The organism is Sphingobium sp. TomMM35A (genome assembly GCF_054771735.1).
Genome location: NZ_BSRC01000001.1, coordinates 2,298,029 through 2,312,437, shown reverse-complemented (window position 1 = coordinate 2,312,437; position 14,409 = coordinate 2,298,029). Strand labels below are relative to the sequence as shown.

The 14,409-nt window shown below is 62.7% G+C and carries 21 protein-coding genes; 16 read left to right on the top strand and 5 right to left on the bottom strand.

The window, feature by feature from the left end; translation table 11 throughout:
* Window positions 1-64 precede the first annotated feature (64 nt).
* Window positions 65-910, top strand: coding sequence for a pantoate--beta-alanine ligase (panC, locus tag ACYU8T_RS11665; protein ID WP_461159530.1), 846 nt, complete (start codon window positions 65-67; stop codon window positions 908-910).
* 79 nt (window positions 911-989) lie between these two features.
* Here the strand turns inward: panC and ACYU8T_RS11660 are convergent, their stop codons facing one another.
* On the bottom strand, window positions 990-1,430 hold the full coding sequence (locus tag ACYU8T_RS11660) for a CopD family protein (RefSeq protein WP_461159529.1): 441 nt from the start codon (window positions 1,428-1,430) through the stop codon (window positions 990-992).
* A complete protein-coding gene (gene hemE, locus ACYU8T_RS11655; protein ID WP_461159528.1) occupies window positions 1,430-2,491 on the bottom strand; it encodes a uroporphyrinogen decarboxylase in 1,062 nt (353 codons plus the stop codon). The genes ACYU8T_RS11660 and hemE overlap by 1 nt, the downstream gene beginning before the upstream one ends.
* 288 nt (window positions 2,492-2,779) lie before the next feature.
* Between hemE and ACYU8T_RS11650 the strand changes: the two genes are divergently transcribed.
* The 11 genes from ACYU8T_RS11650 to ACYU8T_RS11600 all read left to right on the top strand — a co-directional run bounded on the left by ACYU8T_RS11650 (window position 2,780) and on the right by ACYU8T_RS11600 (window position 9,852).
* Window positions 2,780-3,607 carry a pyruvate, water dikinase regulatory protein gene (locus tag ACYU8T_RS11650; RefSeq protein ID WP_097090563.1) on the top strand — a complete coding sequence of 276 codons (828 nt, stop codon included), beginning with the start codon at window positions 2,780-2,782 and terminating at the stop codon, window positions 3,605-3,607.
* Window positions 3,604-4,197, top strand: a complete 594-nt coding sequence (locus tag ACYU8T_RS11645; RefSeq protein ID WP_461159527.1) for a Maf family protein — start codon at window positions 3,604-3,606, stop codon at window positions 4,195-4,197. Before ACYU8T_RS11650 ends, ACYU8T_RS11645 begins: the two co-directional genes overlap by 4 nt.
* Window positions 4,194-5,015 (top strand): shikimate dehydrogenase, encoded by an 822-nt coding sequence (gene aroE / locus ACYU8T_RS11640; RefSeq protein ID WP_461159526.1) that lies wholly within the window; start codon window positions 4,194-4,196, stop codon window positions 5,013-5,015. The genes ACYU8T_RS11645 and aroE overlap by 4 nt, the downstream gene beginning before the upstream one ends.
* Before the next feature lie 6 nt (window positions 5,016-5,021).
* On the top strand, window positions 5,022-5,615 hold the full coding sequence (coaE, locus tag ACYU8T_RS11635) for a dephospho-CoA kinase (RefSeq protein WP_461159525.1): 594 nt from the start codon (window positions 5,022-5,024) through the stop codon (window positions 5,613-5,615).
* Window positions 5,616-5,661: 46 nt separating this feature from the next.
* Window positions 5,662-6,354, top strand: a complete 693-nt coding sequence (dnaQ, locus tag ACYU8T_RS11630) for a DNA polymerase III subunit epsilon (protein ID WP_461159524.1) — start codon at window positions 5,662-5,664, stop codon at window positions 6,352-6,354.
* Between the two features lie 81 nt (window positions 6,355-6,435).
* Window positions 6,436-7,041 (top strand): ribosome hibernation-promoting factor, HPF/YfiA family, encoded by a 606-nt coding sequence (hpf, locus tag ACYU8T_RS11625; RefSeq protein WP_097090558.1) that lies wholly within the window; start codon window positions 6,436-6,438, stop codon window positions 7,039-7,041.
* 127 nt (window positions 7,042-7,168) lie between these two features.
* Complete coding sequence (locus tag ACYU8T_RS11620; protein ID WP_461159523.1) at window positions 7,169-7,636, top strand: PTS sugar transporter subunit IIA; 468 nt, start codon at window positions 7,169-7,171, stop codon at window positions 7,634-7,636.
* A 1-nt stretch (window position 7,637) separates the two neighbouring features.
* On the top strand, window positions 7,638-8,093 hold the full coding sequence (locus tag ACYU8T_RS11615) for a PaaI family thioesterase (protein ID WP_097090556.1): 456 nt from the start codon (window positions 7,638-7,640) through the stop codon (window positions 8,091-8,093).
* Window positions 8,083-8,421 carry a DUF1491 family protein gene (locus tag ACYU8T_RS11610; protein WP_247232061.1) on the top strand — a complete coding sequence of 113 codons (339 nt, stop codon included), beginning with the start codon at window positions 8,083-8,085 and terminating at the stop codon, window positions 8,419-8,421. Before ACYU8T_RS11615 ends, ACYU8T_RS11610 begins: the two co-directional genes overlap by 11 nt.
* A gap of 181 nt (window positions 8,422-8,602) precedes the next feature.
* On the top strand, window positions 8,603-9,250 hold the full coding sequence (locus tag ACYU8T_RS11605; RefSeq protein ID WP_461159522.1) for a cell wall hydrolase: 648 nt from the start codon (window positions 8,603-8,605) through the stop codon (window positions 9,248-9,250).
* 92 nt (window positions 9,251-9,342) lie between these two features.
* A complete protein-coding gene (locus ACYU8T_RS11600) occupies window positions 9,343-9,852 on the top strand; it encodes an MmcB family DNA repair protein (protein ID WP_097090554.1) in 510 nt (169 codons plus the stop codon).
* Window positions 9,853-9,877: 25 nt separating this feature from the next.
* Here the strand turns inward: ACYU8T_RS11600 and ACYU8T_RS11595 are convergent, their stop codons facing one another.
* Together ACYU8T_RS11595 and ACYU8T_RS11590 are read right to left on the bottom strand one after the other, a co-directional pair.
* Window positions 9,878-10,111 (bottom strand): hypothetical protein, encoded by a 234-nt coding sequence (locus ACYU8T_RS11595; RefSeq protein WP_097090553.1) that lies wholly within the window; start codon window positions 10,109-10,111, stop codon window positions 9,878-9,880.
* A 268-nt stretch (window positions 10,112-10,379) separates the two neighbouring features.
* Window positions 10,380-11,003 (bottom strand): ankyrin repeat domain-containing protein, encoded by a 624-nt coding sequence (locus ACYU8T_RS11590; protein ID WP_247232044.1) that lies wholly within the window; start codon window positions 11,001-11,003, stop codon window positions 10,380-10,382.
* Window positions 11,004-11,049: 46 nt separating this feature from the next.
* Here ACYU8T_RS11590 and ACYU8T_RS11585 point away from each other — a divergent pair, with 46 nt between their 5' ends.
* The 3 genes from ACYU8T_RS11585 to ACYU8T_RS11575 are packed head-to-tail and all read left to right on the top strand — an operon-like array spanning window position 11,050 to window position 12,827.
* Window positions 11,050-11,706, top strand: a complete 657-nt coding sequence (locus ACYU8T_RS11585) for an SCO family protein (RefSeq protein ID WP_461159521.1) — start codon at window positions 11,050-11,052, stop codon at window positions 11,704-11,706.
* Between the two features lie 4 nt (window positions 11,707-11,710).
* On the top strand, window positions 11,711-12,136 hold the full coding sequence (locus ACYU8T_RS11580) for a YcgN family cysteine cluster protein (protein WP_461159802.1): 426 nt from the start codon (window positions 11,711-11,713) through the stop codon (window positions 12,134-12,136).
* Window positions 12,117-12,827, top strand: coding sequence for a M48 family metallopeptidase (locus ACYU8T_RS11575; RefSeq protein ID WP_461159520.1), 711 nt, complete (start codon window positions 12,117-12,119; stop codon window positions 12,825-12,827). The genes ACYU8T_RS11580 and ACYU8T_RS11575 overlap by 20 nt, the downstream gene beginning before the upstream one ends.
* A 3-nt stretch (window positions 12,828-12,830) precedes the next feature.
* On the opposite strand, the gene trhO is transcribed toward ACYU8T_RS11575, so the two are convergent.
* Window positions 12,831-13,646, bottom strand: coding sequence for an oxygen-dependent tRNA uridine(34) hydroxylase TrhO (gene trhO, locus ACYU8T_RS11570; RefSeq protein WP_461159519.1), 816 nt, complete (start codon window positions 13,644-13,646; stop codon window positions 12,831-12,833).
* Window positions 13,647-13,710: 64 nt separating this feature from the next.
* Between trhO and pdeM the strand changes: the two genes are divergently transcribed.
* Entirely contained in the window at window positions 13,711-14,370 is a 660-nt protein-coding gene (gene pdeM / locus ACYU8T_RS11565) for a ligase-associated DNA damage response endonuclease PdeM (RefSeq protein WP_097090548.1), read from the top strand.
* Window positions 14,371-14,409: the final 39 nt, after the last annotated feature.

Sequence of the window (14,409 nt, the reverse complement as noted above, 5' to 3'; positions counted from 1 at the left end):
TTGTCGGGTCGTGCCTTTAGCAGGATAGTCCCCGTGCCCCTGCCATATCGGAGCCCCTCGTCCCGTGCAAACCCTGCGTGACCTTCCTTCCTTAAGAACCGCGATCGATGCGATGAAAAGCGATGGGCGGCCCGTCGCGCTGGTGCCGACGATGGGCGCGCTGCATGAAGGGCATATGGCGCTGGTCGAGGAAGCGCGGCGGCATGCCGGGCATGTCGTGGTGTCGATCTTCGTCAATCCGCGGCAGTTCGGCGCGAACGAGGATCTGGACGCCTATCCCCGGCGCGAGGCCAAGGACGCGCAGATGTTGCAGGCCGCAGGCGTCGATGCGCTGTGGGCGCCTACCCCGCAGGTCATGTATCCGGAGGGCTATGCGACCAACATCTCCGTTTCAGGGATCACCGAAGGATTGGACGGCGCGGCGCGGCCGGGGCATTTCGATGGCGTGGCGACGGTCGTCACCAAGCTGTTCAACCAGGTGCAGCCCGATGTCGCGCTCTTCGGGGAGAAGGATTATCAGCAGCTTGCGATGATCCGGCAGATGGTGCGCGACCTTGACATGCGGATCGAGATCATCGGCGTGCCGACGCAGCGGGCCGAGGATGGGCTGGCCCTGTCATCGCGCAACGCCTACCTGACCGACGAAGAGCGCAAGGAAGCACTCGCCCTGCCCCGCGCTTTGGGTGAAGCGGCGCGGCAGATGGAGAAAGGCGCCAGTGTCGAAGCGGCGATTGCCAAGGCGATCACGATGCTGAGCGCGCATGGCTTTGAACCTATCGATTATGTGACGCTGTGCGACGCGGTGACGCTGGAGCCGATGCACGTGCTGGATCGCCCCGCGCGGCTGCTGGGCGCGGCGAAGCTGGGGCGGACGCGGCTTATCGATAATATTGCGGTGGAGCCTTCCTGAACCATTCCAGCGGAGGCTTGAATCGGCCGACGTTCAGCGATGCCTCATGAGATCCCAGCTTTCGCTGGGATGACGCTGTTCAAAAAGGTTTGACGATCACGGCGACCACAATGACTGCGGCGGCGATGCCGGGGACTTCGTTGATCAGGCGCAGCTTCTTTTCGCTTAATGGGCGCAGGCCTTTGGCGAGCTTCTTCGCATAGCTCGCGATCCAGCCATGATAGGCGGAAAGGCCAAGGACGAAGAGCAGCTTCAAGTGGAACCAGCCGAAATGCCAGGCGCCGATTTCGACCATCAGCATGAGGCCGAAGACCCAGACGAGGATCAGAGAGGGGTTGAGGATGATCTTGAGCAACCGCTGCTCGCGGTCGATCCATTTGCGGTCCTCATCCGATCCGACGGCGCATTGGTGATGATAGACGAAGAAGCGCGGCATCATGAACAATCCCGCCATCAGGAAGATGACGAAGATGACATGGGCGGCCTTCACCCACAGATAGGCAGCTCCAAGATAGGGCATCAGCTTCTCTTTCCTTGCCGGACATAGGCGATGAGCGCCTCGACATGGGCGATTGGTGTGTCGGGGAGAATGCCATGGCCGAGGTTCAGAATGTGGGGCCGTTCTGCAAAGGCGGCGCGGATGTTGTCGACCGATTGTTCGACCGCACTGCCCCCGGCGATGAGCGCCAGCGGATCGAGATTACCTTGCACAGGCAGGCCCTCCGGCAACACCCGGTTCGCCCAATGGGGATCGATGGTTTCATCGACACCGATCGCGTCAACGCCGGTCCCTGCCGCATAGTCGGCAAGCTTCGCTCCAGCGCCCTTGGGAAAGCCGATGATCGGGACGCCTGGATGCAGGCTTTTCAGCTTTTCGACGATGCGGCGATTGGGTTCGATCACCCAGCGGCTGAACTGAAGCGGCGCCAGGCTGCCTGCCCAACTGTCGAACAGCTGCACCGCCTCTACCCCGGCATCGATCTGGCCTGACAGATAGGTGACGGTGGACTCGATAATGGCATCGATGATCGCGCCGAACCGTTCCGGGTCCTGATAGGCGAGACGACGGGCCGCGCCCTGATCCTTGCTGCCCTGCCCGGCCACCATATAGGTGGAAATGGTCCAGGGGCTGCCTGCAAAGCCGAGGAAGGTGACAGAGGGGTCCAGCGCCGCTTTCACCCGCCGCACTGTTTCATAAACGGCTTCATAGCGGCTGAGGTCAGGCTTCAGCGCTGACAGGTCGGTTTCGCTGAGGATGGGTGCGAGGCGAGGCCCCTCCCCCGTTTCGAACCAGAGATTTTGCCCCATCGCATAAGGCACGATCAAAATGTCTGAAAAGAGGATCGCACCATCGAAGCCGAAACGGCGCAGCGGCTGAAGCGTGACTTCAGCGGCCGCCGGACTGTCATAGACCAGTTCGAGAAATCCGCCCTTCTGCGCCCGCAAGGCACGATATTCCGGCAGATAACGGCCCGCCTGGCGCATCAGCCACATGGGCGGCACGGACAGGCTTTCACCCTTCAGGACGGAAAGCAGCGGTTTGGAAGGTCCAGCGGAAAGGCCGGCATCTGGTCCCGTCATAATCTCTCTTATTTAGATTCTTAAAAAGGATGATGGAGATAGTAGAGGCGTTGGCAGCGGGGTTTATGCGCTGTGCCCGGATTTGCCAACAGCTTGACTCCTTCACGTCAAGGATTCCGATGCGAGTCAGTCCGTTCATCCACGTTACCCACAGGCTGTGGATGAAAATGACGGCCTGTGGGAGCCATGTGGATAAGATTCCGGCTAATGTGAGCTACCTAAAAAGGGGTATTTCGTCCGCAACCTATCCCTTGCTTTATCCACAGGCTCCACACAGAGATATGCGTCATGTCGCGTATCCATCTGCATTTGCTGTCTGACTCCACCGGGGAGACGCTGGAAAATATCGCCAAGGCAGCGATCGGCGCCTTTGAAAATGTCGAGGCGGTGCGGCATTTCTGGCCGATGGTGCGGTCCGATGTCCATCTCGACCGGATCATGGAGGAGATTTCCGCCAATCCGGGCCTGGTGCTGTTCACCCTGTCCAATCACCAGTTGCGGCGGCGGCTGGAAACGCGCTGTCGGGCGCTGGGCCTGCCCCATGTCGCCGCGCTCGACAGCGTGACCGACGCCCTGTCCAACATATTGGGTCAGGAAACCCGCAACCGGCCGGGGCGCAAGCATATCCTCGACGAAGCCTATTTCGCGCGGATCGAGGCGATCCAGTTCACCATCGCCCATGATGATGGCGTGGGCCATGAAAATTGGGAGGAGGCGGACATCGTATTGGCGGGCGTGTCGCGCGCGTCCAAGACGCCGACGTCCATTTATCTTGCCAATCGCGGATACAAGACGGCGAACATTCCGCTGGTGGTGCAATCACCGCCGCCGCGCAGCCTTTATTCGCTGAGGCACCCGATGGTCGTGGGGCTGACCGTCAGTCCTGAGCGGCTAGTGCAAATCCGCCGCAACCGGCTGCTGTCTTTGAACCAAGCGCCCGAAACCAGCTATGTCGATCTGGAAAAGGTGCAGGAGGAACTGGCCTTTGCCCGGCGCATGTTTGCCGACAATGGCTGGCCAGTGATCGACATGACGCGTCGCTCGATCGAGGAAGCGGCGGCTGCGATCATCAATCTGTTCAATGACCGCGTGTTGGCGGAAGGAAGTGAATCATGATCGTGCTGGCGTCACAAAGCGCAAGCCGCCGGGCGCTGTTGCAGGCGGCGGGCGTTCCGTTCGAAGCGCTCTCGCCCGGCGTCGATGAAGAAGCGGCGAAGGAAGCGCTGCGGGCGGATGGACTGGACGCGCGGGCGTTGGCGGATGCATTGGCGGAGTTGAAGGCGCTGCGGATATCATGCCGGGTGCCGGGTGGATTGATCCTGGGATGTGACCAGACGCTCAGCCTCGATGATGGCAGCATGATCGACAAGGCTGTGGATCGCGCGGATGCGGAGCGGATTTTGCGGCTGTTGTCGGGACGGGTGCATCATCTGCATAGCGCGGCCGTCATCGTGCTGAATGGCGAGCCGATCTGGCGGCACATTGAGCGGGTGCGGATGACGGTGCGGCGCTTGTCCGATAGTTTCATAGCTAAGTATCTGGATGATGAATGGGAGCAGTGCCGCTGGTGCGTTGGCAATTACCGGATCGAGGGACCCGGTGTGCAGCTGTTCAGCAAGGTGGAAGGGAGTCAGTTTGCGATTCAGGGACTTCCGTTGCTCCCGCTGCTTGACTTTCTGCGCGTGCGGGGCGTTCTGCCGTCATGACTGACACGCTTCCCTATGCAGAGGTGATCGGCGATCCGATCGCGCACAGCAAATCGCCGCTTATCCATAATTTCTGGCTCGATTGCCTGGGTATCGAAGCGGAATATCGCAAGACGCATGTCACGGCGGAGGGGCTTTCCGCCTATTTTCTGGAGCGCAGGGCGGATCCGGACTGGCTGGGCTGCAATGTCACCATTCCGCACAAGATCGCGGTGATGGACTATACCGACGATCCGGGCGGCGTGCGCGAGCGGATCGGAGCGATGAACACGATCGCGAGCGAAACCGGCGGACCGCTGATCGGGACCAATACCGATGCGGGGGGATTCCTCCAGCCGCTGCTCCGCGACAAGTGGAAAGGGGAGAGCGCCGTGCTGGTTGGCGCGGGCGGCGCGGCGCGGGCGATCCTGTTTGCGCTCACCAGCCTGGGCGTGGCGGATATTACCGTGATGGCGCGCGATGCCACCAAGGGGCAGGCCTTGCTTGACCGGGCGAAGGTCAAGGGGCGGGTAATCGGCATGGGTGACATGCTTCCGGCGGCCGATCTGCTGGTCAACACAAGTTCGCTCGGCATGGTGGGTCAGCCGGTGCTCGATCTGGATCTTTCCACCCTGCCCGATGAGGCGACGGTCTATGACATTGTCTATGCGCCGCTGGAGACTCCATTGCTCAAGGCAGCGCGCGCGCGCGCATTGAAGGCCTTGGACGGGCTGGAGATGCTGATCGGGCAGGCGGCGCTGGCGTTCGATATCTTTTTCGACGCGCAGGCCCCGCGCGAGCGGGACGAGGAATTGCGCGCGTTGCTGCTGGCGGCCTGACGCGCCATGAAAATCTATGGGCTGACCGGATCGATCGGCATGGGGAAGTCGGCCGTGGCCGCCATGCTGCGGCGGGAGGGCGTGCCAGTCTTCGATGCGGATGCGGAGGTGCATCGGCTGCAAGGGTCAGGCGGCAGGCTGTTGCCAGCTATCGAGGCGCGCTTTCCCGGGACGACCGGGCCTGCGGGCGTCGACCGGGCGAAACTCGGCGCGGCGGTGTTCGGGCATCTCCAGGAGCTCAAGGCGTTGGAAGCGATCGTCCATCCGGCGGTGAAGGAAGAGCGGATGGCTTTCCTGCGTCGGCATCGCTCGCGCGCCTTTGTCGTGCTGGACATTCCGCTGCTGTTCGAAGGGCATATGGAGCGCAAGCTGGCAGGCGTCATCGTCGTGACGGCGCCAGCCTGGAAGCAGCGCAAGCGCGTGCTGGCGCGCAAGGGCATGACGGTGGAGAAATTCCGCAGAATCCTGCACTTGCAGACGCCCGATGCTGAAAAGCGGCGGCGGGCAGACTATATCATCCATACAGGCACCACATTTGCGGCCACGCAGCGCCAGGTGCGGCGCTTGGTTGCTTGCCTTGGATCAAAGACGGGCCGATAAGGGACAGGCCGACAGGGTGAGCCGCAGAGTCGGCATGAAGAGGTCAATGCGCGAAATCATATTCGATACCGAAACGACTGGATTTGACCCCGCTTCCGGGGATCGAATGGTGGAAATCGGGTGCATCGAACTCGTGAATCGGGTGCCCACAGGCCGCACCTTTCATGCTTATTACAATCCCCAGCGATCGATGCCCGCCGCCGCCGAGGCGATCCACGGGCTGTCGGACATATTCCTGAAGGACAAGCCGCTTTTCGCCCATGGCGTGGAGGAGTTGCTGGACTTTCTGGAAGACAGCCATCTGGTCGCGCACAATGCGCGGTTCGATTTCGGCTTCCTCAACCATGAGCTGAAGCTTTGCGGTTTTCCGGAAGTCGGCATGCACCGGATGATCGATACCGTGGCGATCGCGCGGCAGCTGCATCCCGGCGCCAAGCATAGCCTCGACGCGCTTTGCACCCGCTACGGCATCGATCGCAGCCATCGTGTCAAGCATGGCGCGTTGCTGGACGCCGAATTGCTGGCGCAACTTTATATCGAATTGAGAGGAGGCCGTCAGATCGGCCTTGGTCTTGCACAGGAGGAAGAGAAAGACGCCATTCGGGTGGAACTTGCGGCCAATATCGCGGTTCGCCCTGTTCGTCCCGCGCGGGTTTTCACGGCCAGCGCGATGGAGCTGGAAAGGCATGCAGCGTTTGTCGCGACGCTGGAAAAGCCGCTCTGGCTGGAGGAGGCTTGAAGGCTGGTTTGACATGCTGCCCTTCACGCTTCGCCCAACCGGACTGCCTCCCGCAGCCCGGCAAGAACAAGGAGAAGGCATATGGATATTCGTGTTTCCGGGCATCAGGTCGATACGGGCGACGCTCTAAAAGAGCATGTGGCGACCCGGTTGGAGGCGATGGCCGAGAAATATTTTTCGCGCACGATTTCCGCCCAGGTCACGTTCCGGCCTGCGCCCCACGGGGCTTTCCACTGTGATATCGTCTGCCATGTGATGACCGGCCTGATCCTCAAAGGAGCGGGCGAGGCGCAGGAAGCGCATCCGGCCTTCGACCAGGCGGCAGAAAAGATCGAGCGGCAGCTGCGGCGCTACATGCGCCGCCTGAAGGACCGTCATCCCCAGGCCGTCGCGGCCGAGGCGCAGCGAGCCAATGGCTATGACCTCAACGGATTGGATGGCGCGGGCTATACCATTTTCGCTTCGTCGCCGGAGGAAGAGGAACCGGCTGACGCACCGCTGATCGTGGCGGAAACGCGGGTTGATATTCCCGAAGCGAGCGTCTCTGACGCGGTGATGATGCTCGACCTGCGCAACACCAACGCGCTGTTGTTCCTGAACGCGGGCACATCGGCCTATAACATGGTCTATCGCCGTCAGGATGGGACGATCGGCTGGGTGGAACCACGGGAGCAAGCACGCGCCTGACCATCGGGCCCGGTCCCGGGCCGCCATTGACCCGAAGCGGCAGGCGGCTTATGGGGCCGGGCTTTATATCCCCGGGCACGCGTGATCAAAAGGGGCGTGGCGCGCGCCCGGCTGTTCCAGGTTGGTCATGGTTCATTTCAACGACATCGTCGCGCCACAAGCACTTGCAACGGACGTTTCGGCTAACGGCAAAAAGCCGCTGTTCCAGAAGATCGCGCAACTTGCCGCTTCCGCTTACGGGCTGGATGCGGCCGCGGTTTCGGATGCCCTGTTCGAACGGGAGCGGCTTGGGTCGACTGGCTTTGGCGGCGGCGTTGCCATTCCGCACGCGAAGATTCACGGCCTGGAACGGATGAGCGGCGTCGTGGTGCAGCTCAATCCACCGCTCGCCTTCGATTCGGTCGATGACGCGCCGGTGGACATCGTCTTCGCCTTGCTTTCCCCTGTGGACAGCGGGGCGGAGCATCTGAAGACATTGGCTCGCGTCTCGCGCTATTTGCGCGACGAGGGACATGTCGCGCGGCTGCGGGGGGCGAAATCGGCCGAAGCGCTGCACGCGCTGCTGGCTGGCGGCGAAGCGCGTGACGCCGCCTGACATGGCCGATGTGCCGAGCGGCGAGGCAGCGCATTTTCGTGCGCTGGAGAATCTCTACCGCTCCGCGCCGATCAACCGGATGTTCCGGTCGGAACTGACGATCGCCGAACCCGGCCGTTCCATCATCGAATTCGATGTCGATGAAGAACAGTTCCATGCGGCAGGCGCTGTCCATGGCACCGTCTATTTCAAGATGATGGACGATGCGGCCTTCTATGCGGCGAACAGCCTGGTCAGCGATCGTTTCCTGCTGACTACCGCGTTCAACCTGCTGTTCACCCGGCCGATCGGACCAGGGCGAATCCGTGCGGAAGGCCGTTGGATCAGCGGCAAGCGGCGCGTGTTCGTCGCCGAAGCAAGCCTGGTCGATATGGACGGCGAAGAGGTCGGCCGGGGAACGGGCACGTTTATGCGGTCGCACATCCCGCTGTCGTCATTGCCCGGTTATGCAGGCTGACCGGCTGACCAGCGCGATGCTGATCGGCGTGCTGGTAAGGCGCGCAGCGGCGGCAGGGGGCTTCGCCACGGTGCTGGTCAAAGGCGACGAGATCAGCGGTGTGATCCTGATCGAAGCAGCGGAAAAAGGGCAGTTCGCAGGGCTGTTCGAACGGGTGTCGGACTTTGCTGGCGGGTACAGGATGGAACGGTGCGGGCCCGCGGCGGAAGAGGGAACCGATTCCCTCAATCAATATCTAGCGAGGCGGAGGCGATCCGACCCCGATCTGTGGGTAATCGAACTCGATATCGCGGATGCGGAACGGTTCGCCGCTGAAACAATCTGCTAATCGTTGACTCCCCGGCTGGTCAAAGGCACTGGCCCCTCCCAACGCTTAACGCGCAGGTTGCCAAATTCGCCCGTGGGGGGCGGGGGAGGTAAACACGCAGACGGGGGGCGGCCTGACGTCGATAGTTGTATGGGGTTTTTCCTGACGTCCCTGGCCAAGAACCGCATGTTTCTGAGTTGTAATGAGTTTTCGTTTGAAGGCCGCGACTGCCGCGGCATTTGCCCTGACCGCCACCGTCGCGGTAACTGCGGCCGACATGTCGAGCGCTAGCGAAGTCGCTCCATCGGTCGTCTCCCTTCCGGGAAATCAAGAGCTGAATGCAGCTCCGGCGGCTTCCAAGCCCGCTGTTGTTTTCGCCGCACCGCGCGAAATCGCGCAGCCGCTGGCCAATCTTTCCGACAGCGCCGATGTGCGCGCCGACAATCTGTCTGCCCTGGTCGCCTCGCACGGCGAAGCCGAAAGCGTCGATGGCGACATGAAGTGCCTGGCTGGCGCGGTCTATTTCGAATCCAAGGGCGAAAGCCTGGAAGGCCAGCTGGCCGTCGCTCGCGTGATCATCAACCGGGCGAAGTCGGGCCGTTTCGCCAGCAGCCTGTGCGGTGTCGTCTATCAGCCGGGCCAGTTCAGCTTCGTGCGTGGACGCGGTATGCCCGCCATTCCGATGGCAAGCGAAAGCTGGCGCGAGGCGGTTGCGATTGCCCAGATCGCCATGCAGGATAGCTGGAACAGCAAGGCGGAAGGCGCCCTGTTCTTCCATGCCCGCCGGGTTTCGCCGGGCTGGGGCAAGCGCCAACTCGCCGCGATCGACAATCATATCTTCTATCGCTGATCCTCGGGTCGCACATCACAGGGACAGCGGGCCGGTTCAGGAAACTGAATCGGCCTTTTCTTTTGTTCCCTTCCTGTTCTAAAAGCTGGACCATGAGTCCGGCTTCTTCCCTGCCCGCGCCTGATGAGGGCTGCTCTCCACTGACTGACGGCACCGCCTTGGCCGTCGCGCGCGGGACCTTGCGGCTGTTCTTTCGGCACGACATGAGCGGGATATTGGAAGTGCCGCTGCCCAACGGCCGCCGTGCCGACATCATGGCGCTGGATAGCGCGGGACGCATCACCATCGTCGAAATCAAATGCAGCCGCGCCGACTTGCTGGGCGACATGAAATGGCCAGATTATCTCGATTATTGCGACCGCTTCTTTTGGGCGGTGCCGTCCGGCTTCGACCTGTCGCTCTTCGACAGCGAGGCGCTGTGGCCCGCGCGCACCGGCTTGATCGTGGCGGATCAATATGATGCGGAATTGCTGCGGCCTGCGCCGGTGGAGCCGCTTGCGGCTGCGCGGCGGAAGGCCGAGACGCTGCGCTTTGCGCGGCGAGCAGCGCGGCGGCTGACCGCGCTGGCGGACCCGGACCATGCTGCGGAATTGGGGTGGTGAGGGCTAAACGCCACCACCTTCATCCTTATCGGGGGCGCTTGCCCCAATATTCGTCAGCCAGGAATCGGTTGAGCGCAGTGGAACCCTGCCGGGCCGCAGTTCGGGCCATGTGGCGGCGGATGTCGTAGCTGCTGTTGGTCAGGCTGCCATGAAATGAGTCCAGCGCCTTCTTCATGTCATGCGGGGCATGCGTATAGGGCTGGAATATATTGCCGAGTGCCTGTTCCCAGGCCTTTTCGATATCGTTCTTGCGCTCCATGACCGGCCTCTCCAGGCTTTCAGGATCATAGAGAGAAGATGGGAAGGCGCGGGGCCGGAGACAAGGCGGTTCGGGCGATATCGATCCTGCCCACATTGCTAACGCCCCGTTCGGGCTGAGCTTGTCGAAGCCCTTTTCTTATCTTGAAGGAAGTAAGACCCCTTCGACTGCCTGCTTGCAGCAGGCGCTCAGGACAGGCTTCGACAGGCTCAGCGCGAACGGTGGACTTAGACTAGCGCGTTCGTTCTAGACCGCGGGCTCGGCGACTTTAAAACGTCGGGCCTTGGACCGGACCCGATGGCGTGGCTTTCGGCTTGGCAGCTGCCAGCGCTTCGACGATTCCCGAAGTGCGGGCGTCCCGTTCAGCATAATCACGCGCGGACATGCCAGCGATCGTGTCGCGCTTGTCGGCATTCGCTCCCTGCGCGACGAGCAGGCGGACCATGCCGATGTCGCGTAACTGCACTGCGCGGATCAGCGGGGTCTCGCCGCTGCCATTGGTCTTGTCGATCTGCGCGCCGTTGCCGAGCAGCGTGCGGACGCCATCCTCGAAACGGGCCTGCACCGCATTCATGAGCGGAGTGTTGCCGCGATTGTCGGCAAGATTGGGATTGGCGCCCTTAGCGAGGAGGAAGGAAAGCCATGTATTATCGCGCCGGGCGATGACGAGATGCAGCGCGGTCTCTCCGCTGGTGACATCGCGGCTGTTGATGACGGTCGATCCCGGCTTCTGGATCAGGTCGGTGACTTTCTGCCCGTCGGCATCCTTCACCGCCTTCAGGAAATTATAGGCGTCCGAAAATTGCGCCTGCGCCGCGACCGGCGAGAGCAGTGTCAGCGCGAGGGCAGCAGCGCGAGCCGCACCCATCCAAGCCGGAAAAGCCTTCATCATCGTCCTTGAGCCCCGTTGGCATTTGCAATGGCGCCCATAGCAGGGCATGGCTGGCGGCGCCATGAACAAAGCGATCCGTTCCCTCATCCTGCCGATCATAGCCCTGCTGGCCGCCTGCAATATGGGTGGCGGCGGCAACGCATCAAGCGAGGCGGAGAGCATGCGCGGTGATCTGGCCGGAGCGCGCATCGGCGCGCCTTTCACCCTGACCGACCAGGATGGGAAGAAGGTGCGGTGGGACGATTTCAAGGGCAAGTACCGGCTGGTCTATTTCGGCTACAGCTATTGCCCCGACGTCTGCCCGCTGGACTTGCAGCATATCATGCAGGGCTTTTCCCAATTCGAGAAGGCGGATGCGGCACGCGCCGCGAAGGTCCAGCCGATCTTCATCAGCGTCGATCCGGAGCGCGACACGCCGGCCGTGCTGAAGACCTATGTCGCGGCGTTTCACCCCCAGCTGATCGGCCTCACCGGTACGCCGGAGGACGTCGCGAAGGTGGCGAAGGATTTCGTCGTCATCGCCAACAAGGAAAAGGCGGAAGGAGCCAGCGGCTATCTGGTAAGCCATAGCCGCACGCCTTATTTGTTCGGTCCTGACGGTCAGCCTGTGGCTCTGGTGCCGGTGGATGATCCGGGAACGGCGGACAAGCAGGAAGGCACGGCGGATGATGTACGCGCCTTCCTGGAAAAATGGGTCAAGTGACGGTTTGAACTTCTGGGAAAAGCCACTCGACAAGCTGGACCGCGCGGAGTGGGAAGCGCTGTGCGACGGGTGCGGCAAATGCTGCCTGCACAAGGCTGAGGATGAGGATACGGGGCGCGTTTATCCGACCAACGTCGCCTGCCGTTTGCTCGACCGGCATAGCGGGCAGTGCAGCAATTACAGCGAACGGCGGCGCTACGTGCCCGATTGCGTCCGGCTGACGCCGCAAAAGGTGAAGACCATCAGCTGGCTGCCGCGCACCTGCGCCTATCGGCTGCGGGGCGAGGGCAAGCCGCTGCCGTCCTGGCACTATCTGATCAGCGGCGATCGCGAGGCGGTGCATCGTGCGCAAGAATCAGTGCGCGGCTGGACGATTGCGGAGGCGGACGCGGGCGATTGGGAAAATCATCTTGTCGACCGCGAACTCTGACAGCAGCATCACGATCGACGGGGTTGCCGTTCCGGTCCGCATCCGCCGATCAGCCCGGGCCAAAGCTTATCGTCTGTCGCTCGACCATGCGCGCGGGGAATTGCGGCTGTCGCTGCCGATGCGGGCCAATCTCAACCGCGCCCTGGGGTGGGCGCAGGGGCATGAAGGCTGGGTGCGGACGCAGATGGCGGCCCGGCCCGCGCTGGTGCGATTAGAGGATGGGACATGCTTTCCTCTGGAAGGGCGGGAGGTCCGCATCTGCTGGATCGCGGACGCGTCGCGCACGGTGCGGATCGAAGGCGACCGGCTGACGCTTGGCGGCGTGCGCGAATCGGTGGGGCCGCGTGTGCTGCGCTGGCTCAAGGCGCGGGCGAGGGCGGTGATGGAAGAGGAAAGCCATGCGATGGCGCGCGATCATGGCCTGATCGTGGCGTCGGTCGGCATAGGCGATCCCCGCAGCCGCTGGGCCAGTTGCGCGTCAAGCGGGGCGATCCGCTACAGCTGGCGCCTGATCCTGTGCCCGCCGCATGTCCGGCGCGCGACGGTGGCGCATGAACTCGCCCATCTGCTGCACATGGATCACAGCCCGGCCTTTCATGCGGCCCATGCGCGGATATTGGGAGAAGATCCCAAGCCCGCGCGCGCCTGGCTAAGGGAGCATGGATCGGGGCTGCACCGCTACATCGGCTGAGGGTTAAGGCGTTTCGCCTTCGGGCTCGCAGACATGCGCGGCGTCGTGGCGATGGGCGAGGCCACAGCTGCGGCAGATGATGTGGTTACCGGGCGTCAAGCCATGGCCAACCGACACGCGTTCATCGAACACATAGCAATCGCCCTGCCAGCGGCTCTGGTCTTCCGGCATTTCCTCCAGATAGCGCAGGATGCCGCCGCGCAGATGATAGACATCCTCAAAGCCGCGCGAGCGCACCAGCGCCGTCGACTTTTCGCAGCGGATGCCGCCGGTGCAGAACATGGCGATGCGCGGCTCGCGGCCGTCTTCGCGCAGCTGCTCGGCGAAGCGGTCGAACCAAGCGGGAAATTCGCGGAAGGAGCGCGTGCCGGGATCGATCGCGCGGTCGAAGCTGCCGACCGCGACCTCATAGGCGTTGCGGGTATCTATGACGATCGTGTCGGGATCGGCGATCAGCGCGTTCCATTCGGCCGGGTTGAGATAGCGCCCGGCTTGTGAGGCGGGGTCGAGGTCGCCTGCGCCCAGCGTCACGATCTCCGCCTTCACCTTGATCTTCATGCGGGCGAAGGGCGGTTCTTCTGCGGTGGCGAATTTGACGTCGAGATGGGCGCAGCCCGGAAGCGTACGGATATGGGCGAGGAGAGCGTCGATCGCTTCGGCACTGCCCGCGACCGTGCCGTTGATGCCTTCACGCGCAAGGATCAGCGTGCCGCAAGTGCCGAGCCGCGCGCATATTTCGCGCAGCTCAACCGCCAGAGCTTCAGGATCGGTGAAACTGGCGAAGCGGTAAAGCGCGGCGATGGTGAAGGGCGAAGCCATGGCGCGCCCATAGCGGCTTCAAACCACTCTTGAAAGGGCGGGCGCGAGCGCGCATAGGCGAGCCATGGTTCCCTTTTCGTTCGCGGGTCACGAATTCATGGCTTTGCCTGAGGCGGCGCTGTTCTGGCCCGCGCGATCGGCTTTGCTGGTGGCGGACCTGCATTTCGAGAAGGCGAGCTGGTTCAGCCGGTTCGGCCAGTTCCTGCCCCCGCATGACAGCCAGGCGACGCTGGACGTGATCGAGGCGCTGGTGGCGCGGACGGGCGCGCGGGCGGTGTGGTCGCTGGGGGACAGCTTTCACGATGCCGATGGCGCGGCGCGGCTGCCGTCCAAGGCCCGCGAGCGGCTGGAGGCGCTGACGGCGCGGCTGGATTGGTTGTGGATCACTGGAAATCATGACGCCGGCATGGATGCGACGCCGGGTGGGCGGCGTGTCGTGGAAGCCGAGGTCGATGGCATCTGGCTGCGGCATGAGGCCGATCCGGTCGATCCGCGACCGGAAATTTCAGGCCATTTCCACCCCAAGCTCCGCCTGTCGTTGCGTGGGCGACGGGTATCGCGGCGTTGCTTTGTCGGCTCTTCTTCCAAGCTGATTCTGCCTGCCTTAGGCGCGCTAACCGGCGGGCTGGACGCAGGACATGGCGAAATCCGTCGCGCCGTCGGGCCCGGCGCTATGGCGATGGTGCCGGTGGCCGACCGCATGCTGCGTTTCCCGCTTGGCTAGCAACGCTACGGAAACGTAGCGTTAAGCTGTTGCTGCTAA

Excerpts from the sequence above, each read along its gene's own strand:
- ACYU8T_RS11660 (WP_461159529.1), bottom strand. The coding sequence starts at position 1,430 with ATGCCCTATCTTGGAGCTGCCTATCTGTGGGTGAAGGCCGCCCATGTC.
- hemE (WP_461159528.1), bottom strand. The coding sequence starts at position 2,491 with ATGACGGGACCAGATGCCGGCCTTTCCGCTGGACCTTCCAAACCGCTG.
- ACYU8T_RS11650 (WP_097090563.1), top strand. The coding sequence starts at position 2,780 with ATGTCGCGTATCCATCTGCATTTGCTGTCTGACTCCACCGGGGAGACG.
- ACYU8T_RS11645 (WP_461159527.1), top strand. The coding sequence starts at position 3,604 with ATGATCGTGCTGGCGTCACAAAGCGCAAGCCGCCGGGCGCTGTTGCAG.
- aroE (WP_461159526.1), top strand. The coding sequence starts at position 4,194 with ATGACTGACACGCTTCCCTATGCAGAGGTGATCGGCGATCCGATCGCG.
- coaE (WP_461159525.1), top strand. The coding sequence starts at position 5,022 with ATGAAAATCTATGGGCTGACCGGATCGATCGGCATGGGGAAGTCGGCC.
- dnaQ (WP_461159524.1), top strand. The coding sequence starts at position 5,662 with ATGCGCGAAATCATATTCGATACCGAAACGACTGGATTTGACCCCGCT.
- hpf (WP_097090558.1), top strand. The coding sequence starts at position 6,436 with ATGGATATTCGTGTTTCCGGGCATCAGGTCGATACGGGCGACGCTCTA.
- ACYU8T_RS11620 (WP_461159523.1), top strand. The coding sequence starts at position 7,169 with ATGGTTCATTTCAACGACATCGTCGCGCCACAAGCACTTGCAACGGAC.
- ACYU8T_RS11615 (WP_097090556.1), top strand. The coding sequence starts at position 7,638 with ATGGCCGATGTGCCGAGCGGCGAGGCAGCGCATTTTCGTGCGCTGGAG.
- ACYU8T_RS11610 (WP_247232061.1), top strand. The coding sequence starts at position 8,083 with ATGCAGGCTGACCGGCTGACCAGCGCGATGCTGATCGGCGTGCTGGTA.
- ACYU8T_RS11605 (WP_461159522.1), top strand. The coding sequence starts at position 8,603 with ATGAGTTTTCGTTTGAAGGCCGCGACTGCCGCGGCATTTGCCCTGACC.
- ACYU8T_RS11600 (WP_097090554.1), top strand. The coding sequence starts at position 9,343 with ATGAGTCCGGCTTCTTCCCTGCCCGCGCCTGATGAGGGCTGCTCTCCA.
- ACYU8T_RS11595 (WP_097090553.1), bottom strand. The coding sequence starts at position 10,111 with ATGGAGCGCAAGAACGATATCGAAAAGGCCTGGGAACAGGCACTCGGC.
- ACYU8T_RS11590 (WP_247232044.1), bottom strand. The coding sequence starts at position 11,003 with ATGATGAAGGCTTTTCCGGCTTGGATGGGTGCGGCTCGCGCTGCTGCC.
- ACYU8T_RS11585 (WP_461159521.1), top strand. The coding sequence starts at position 11,050 with ATGGCTGGCGGCGCCATGAACAAAGCGATCCGTTCCCTCATCCTGCCG.
- trhO (WP_461159519.1), bottom strand. The coding sequence starts at position 13,646 with ATGGCTTCGCCCTTCACCATCGCCGCGCTTTACCGCTTCGCCAGTTTC.
- pdeM (WP_097090548.1), top strand. The coding sequence starts at position 13,711 with ATGGTTCCCTTTTCGTTCGCGGGTCACGAATTCATGGCTTTGCCTGAG.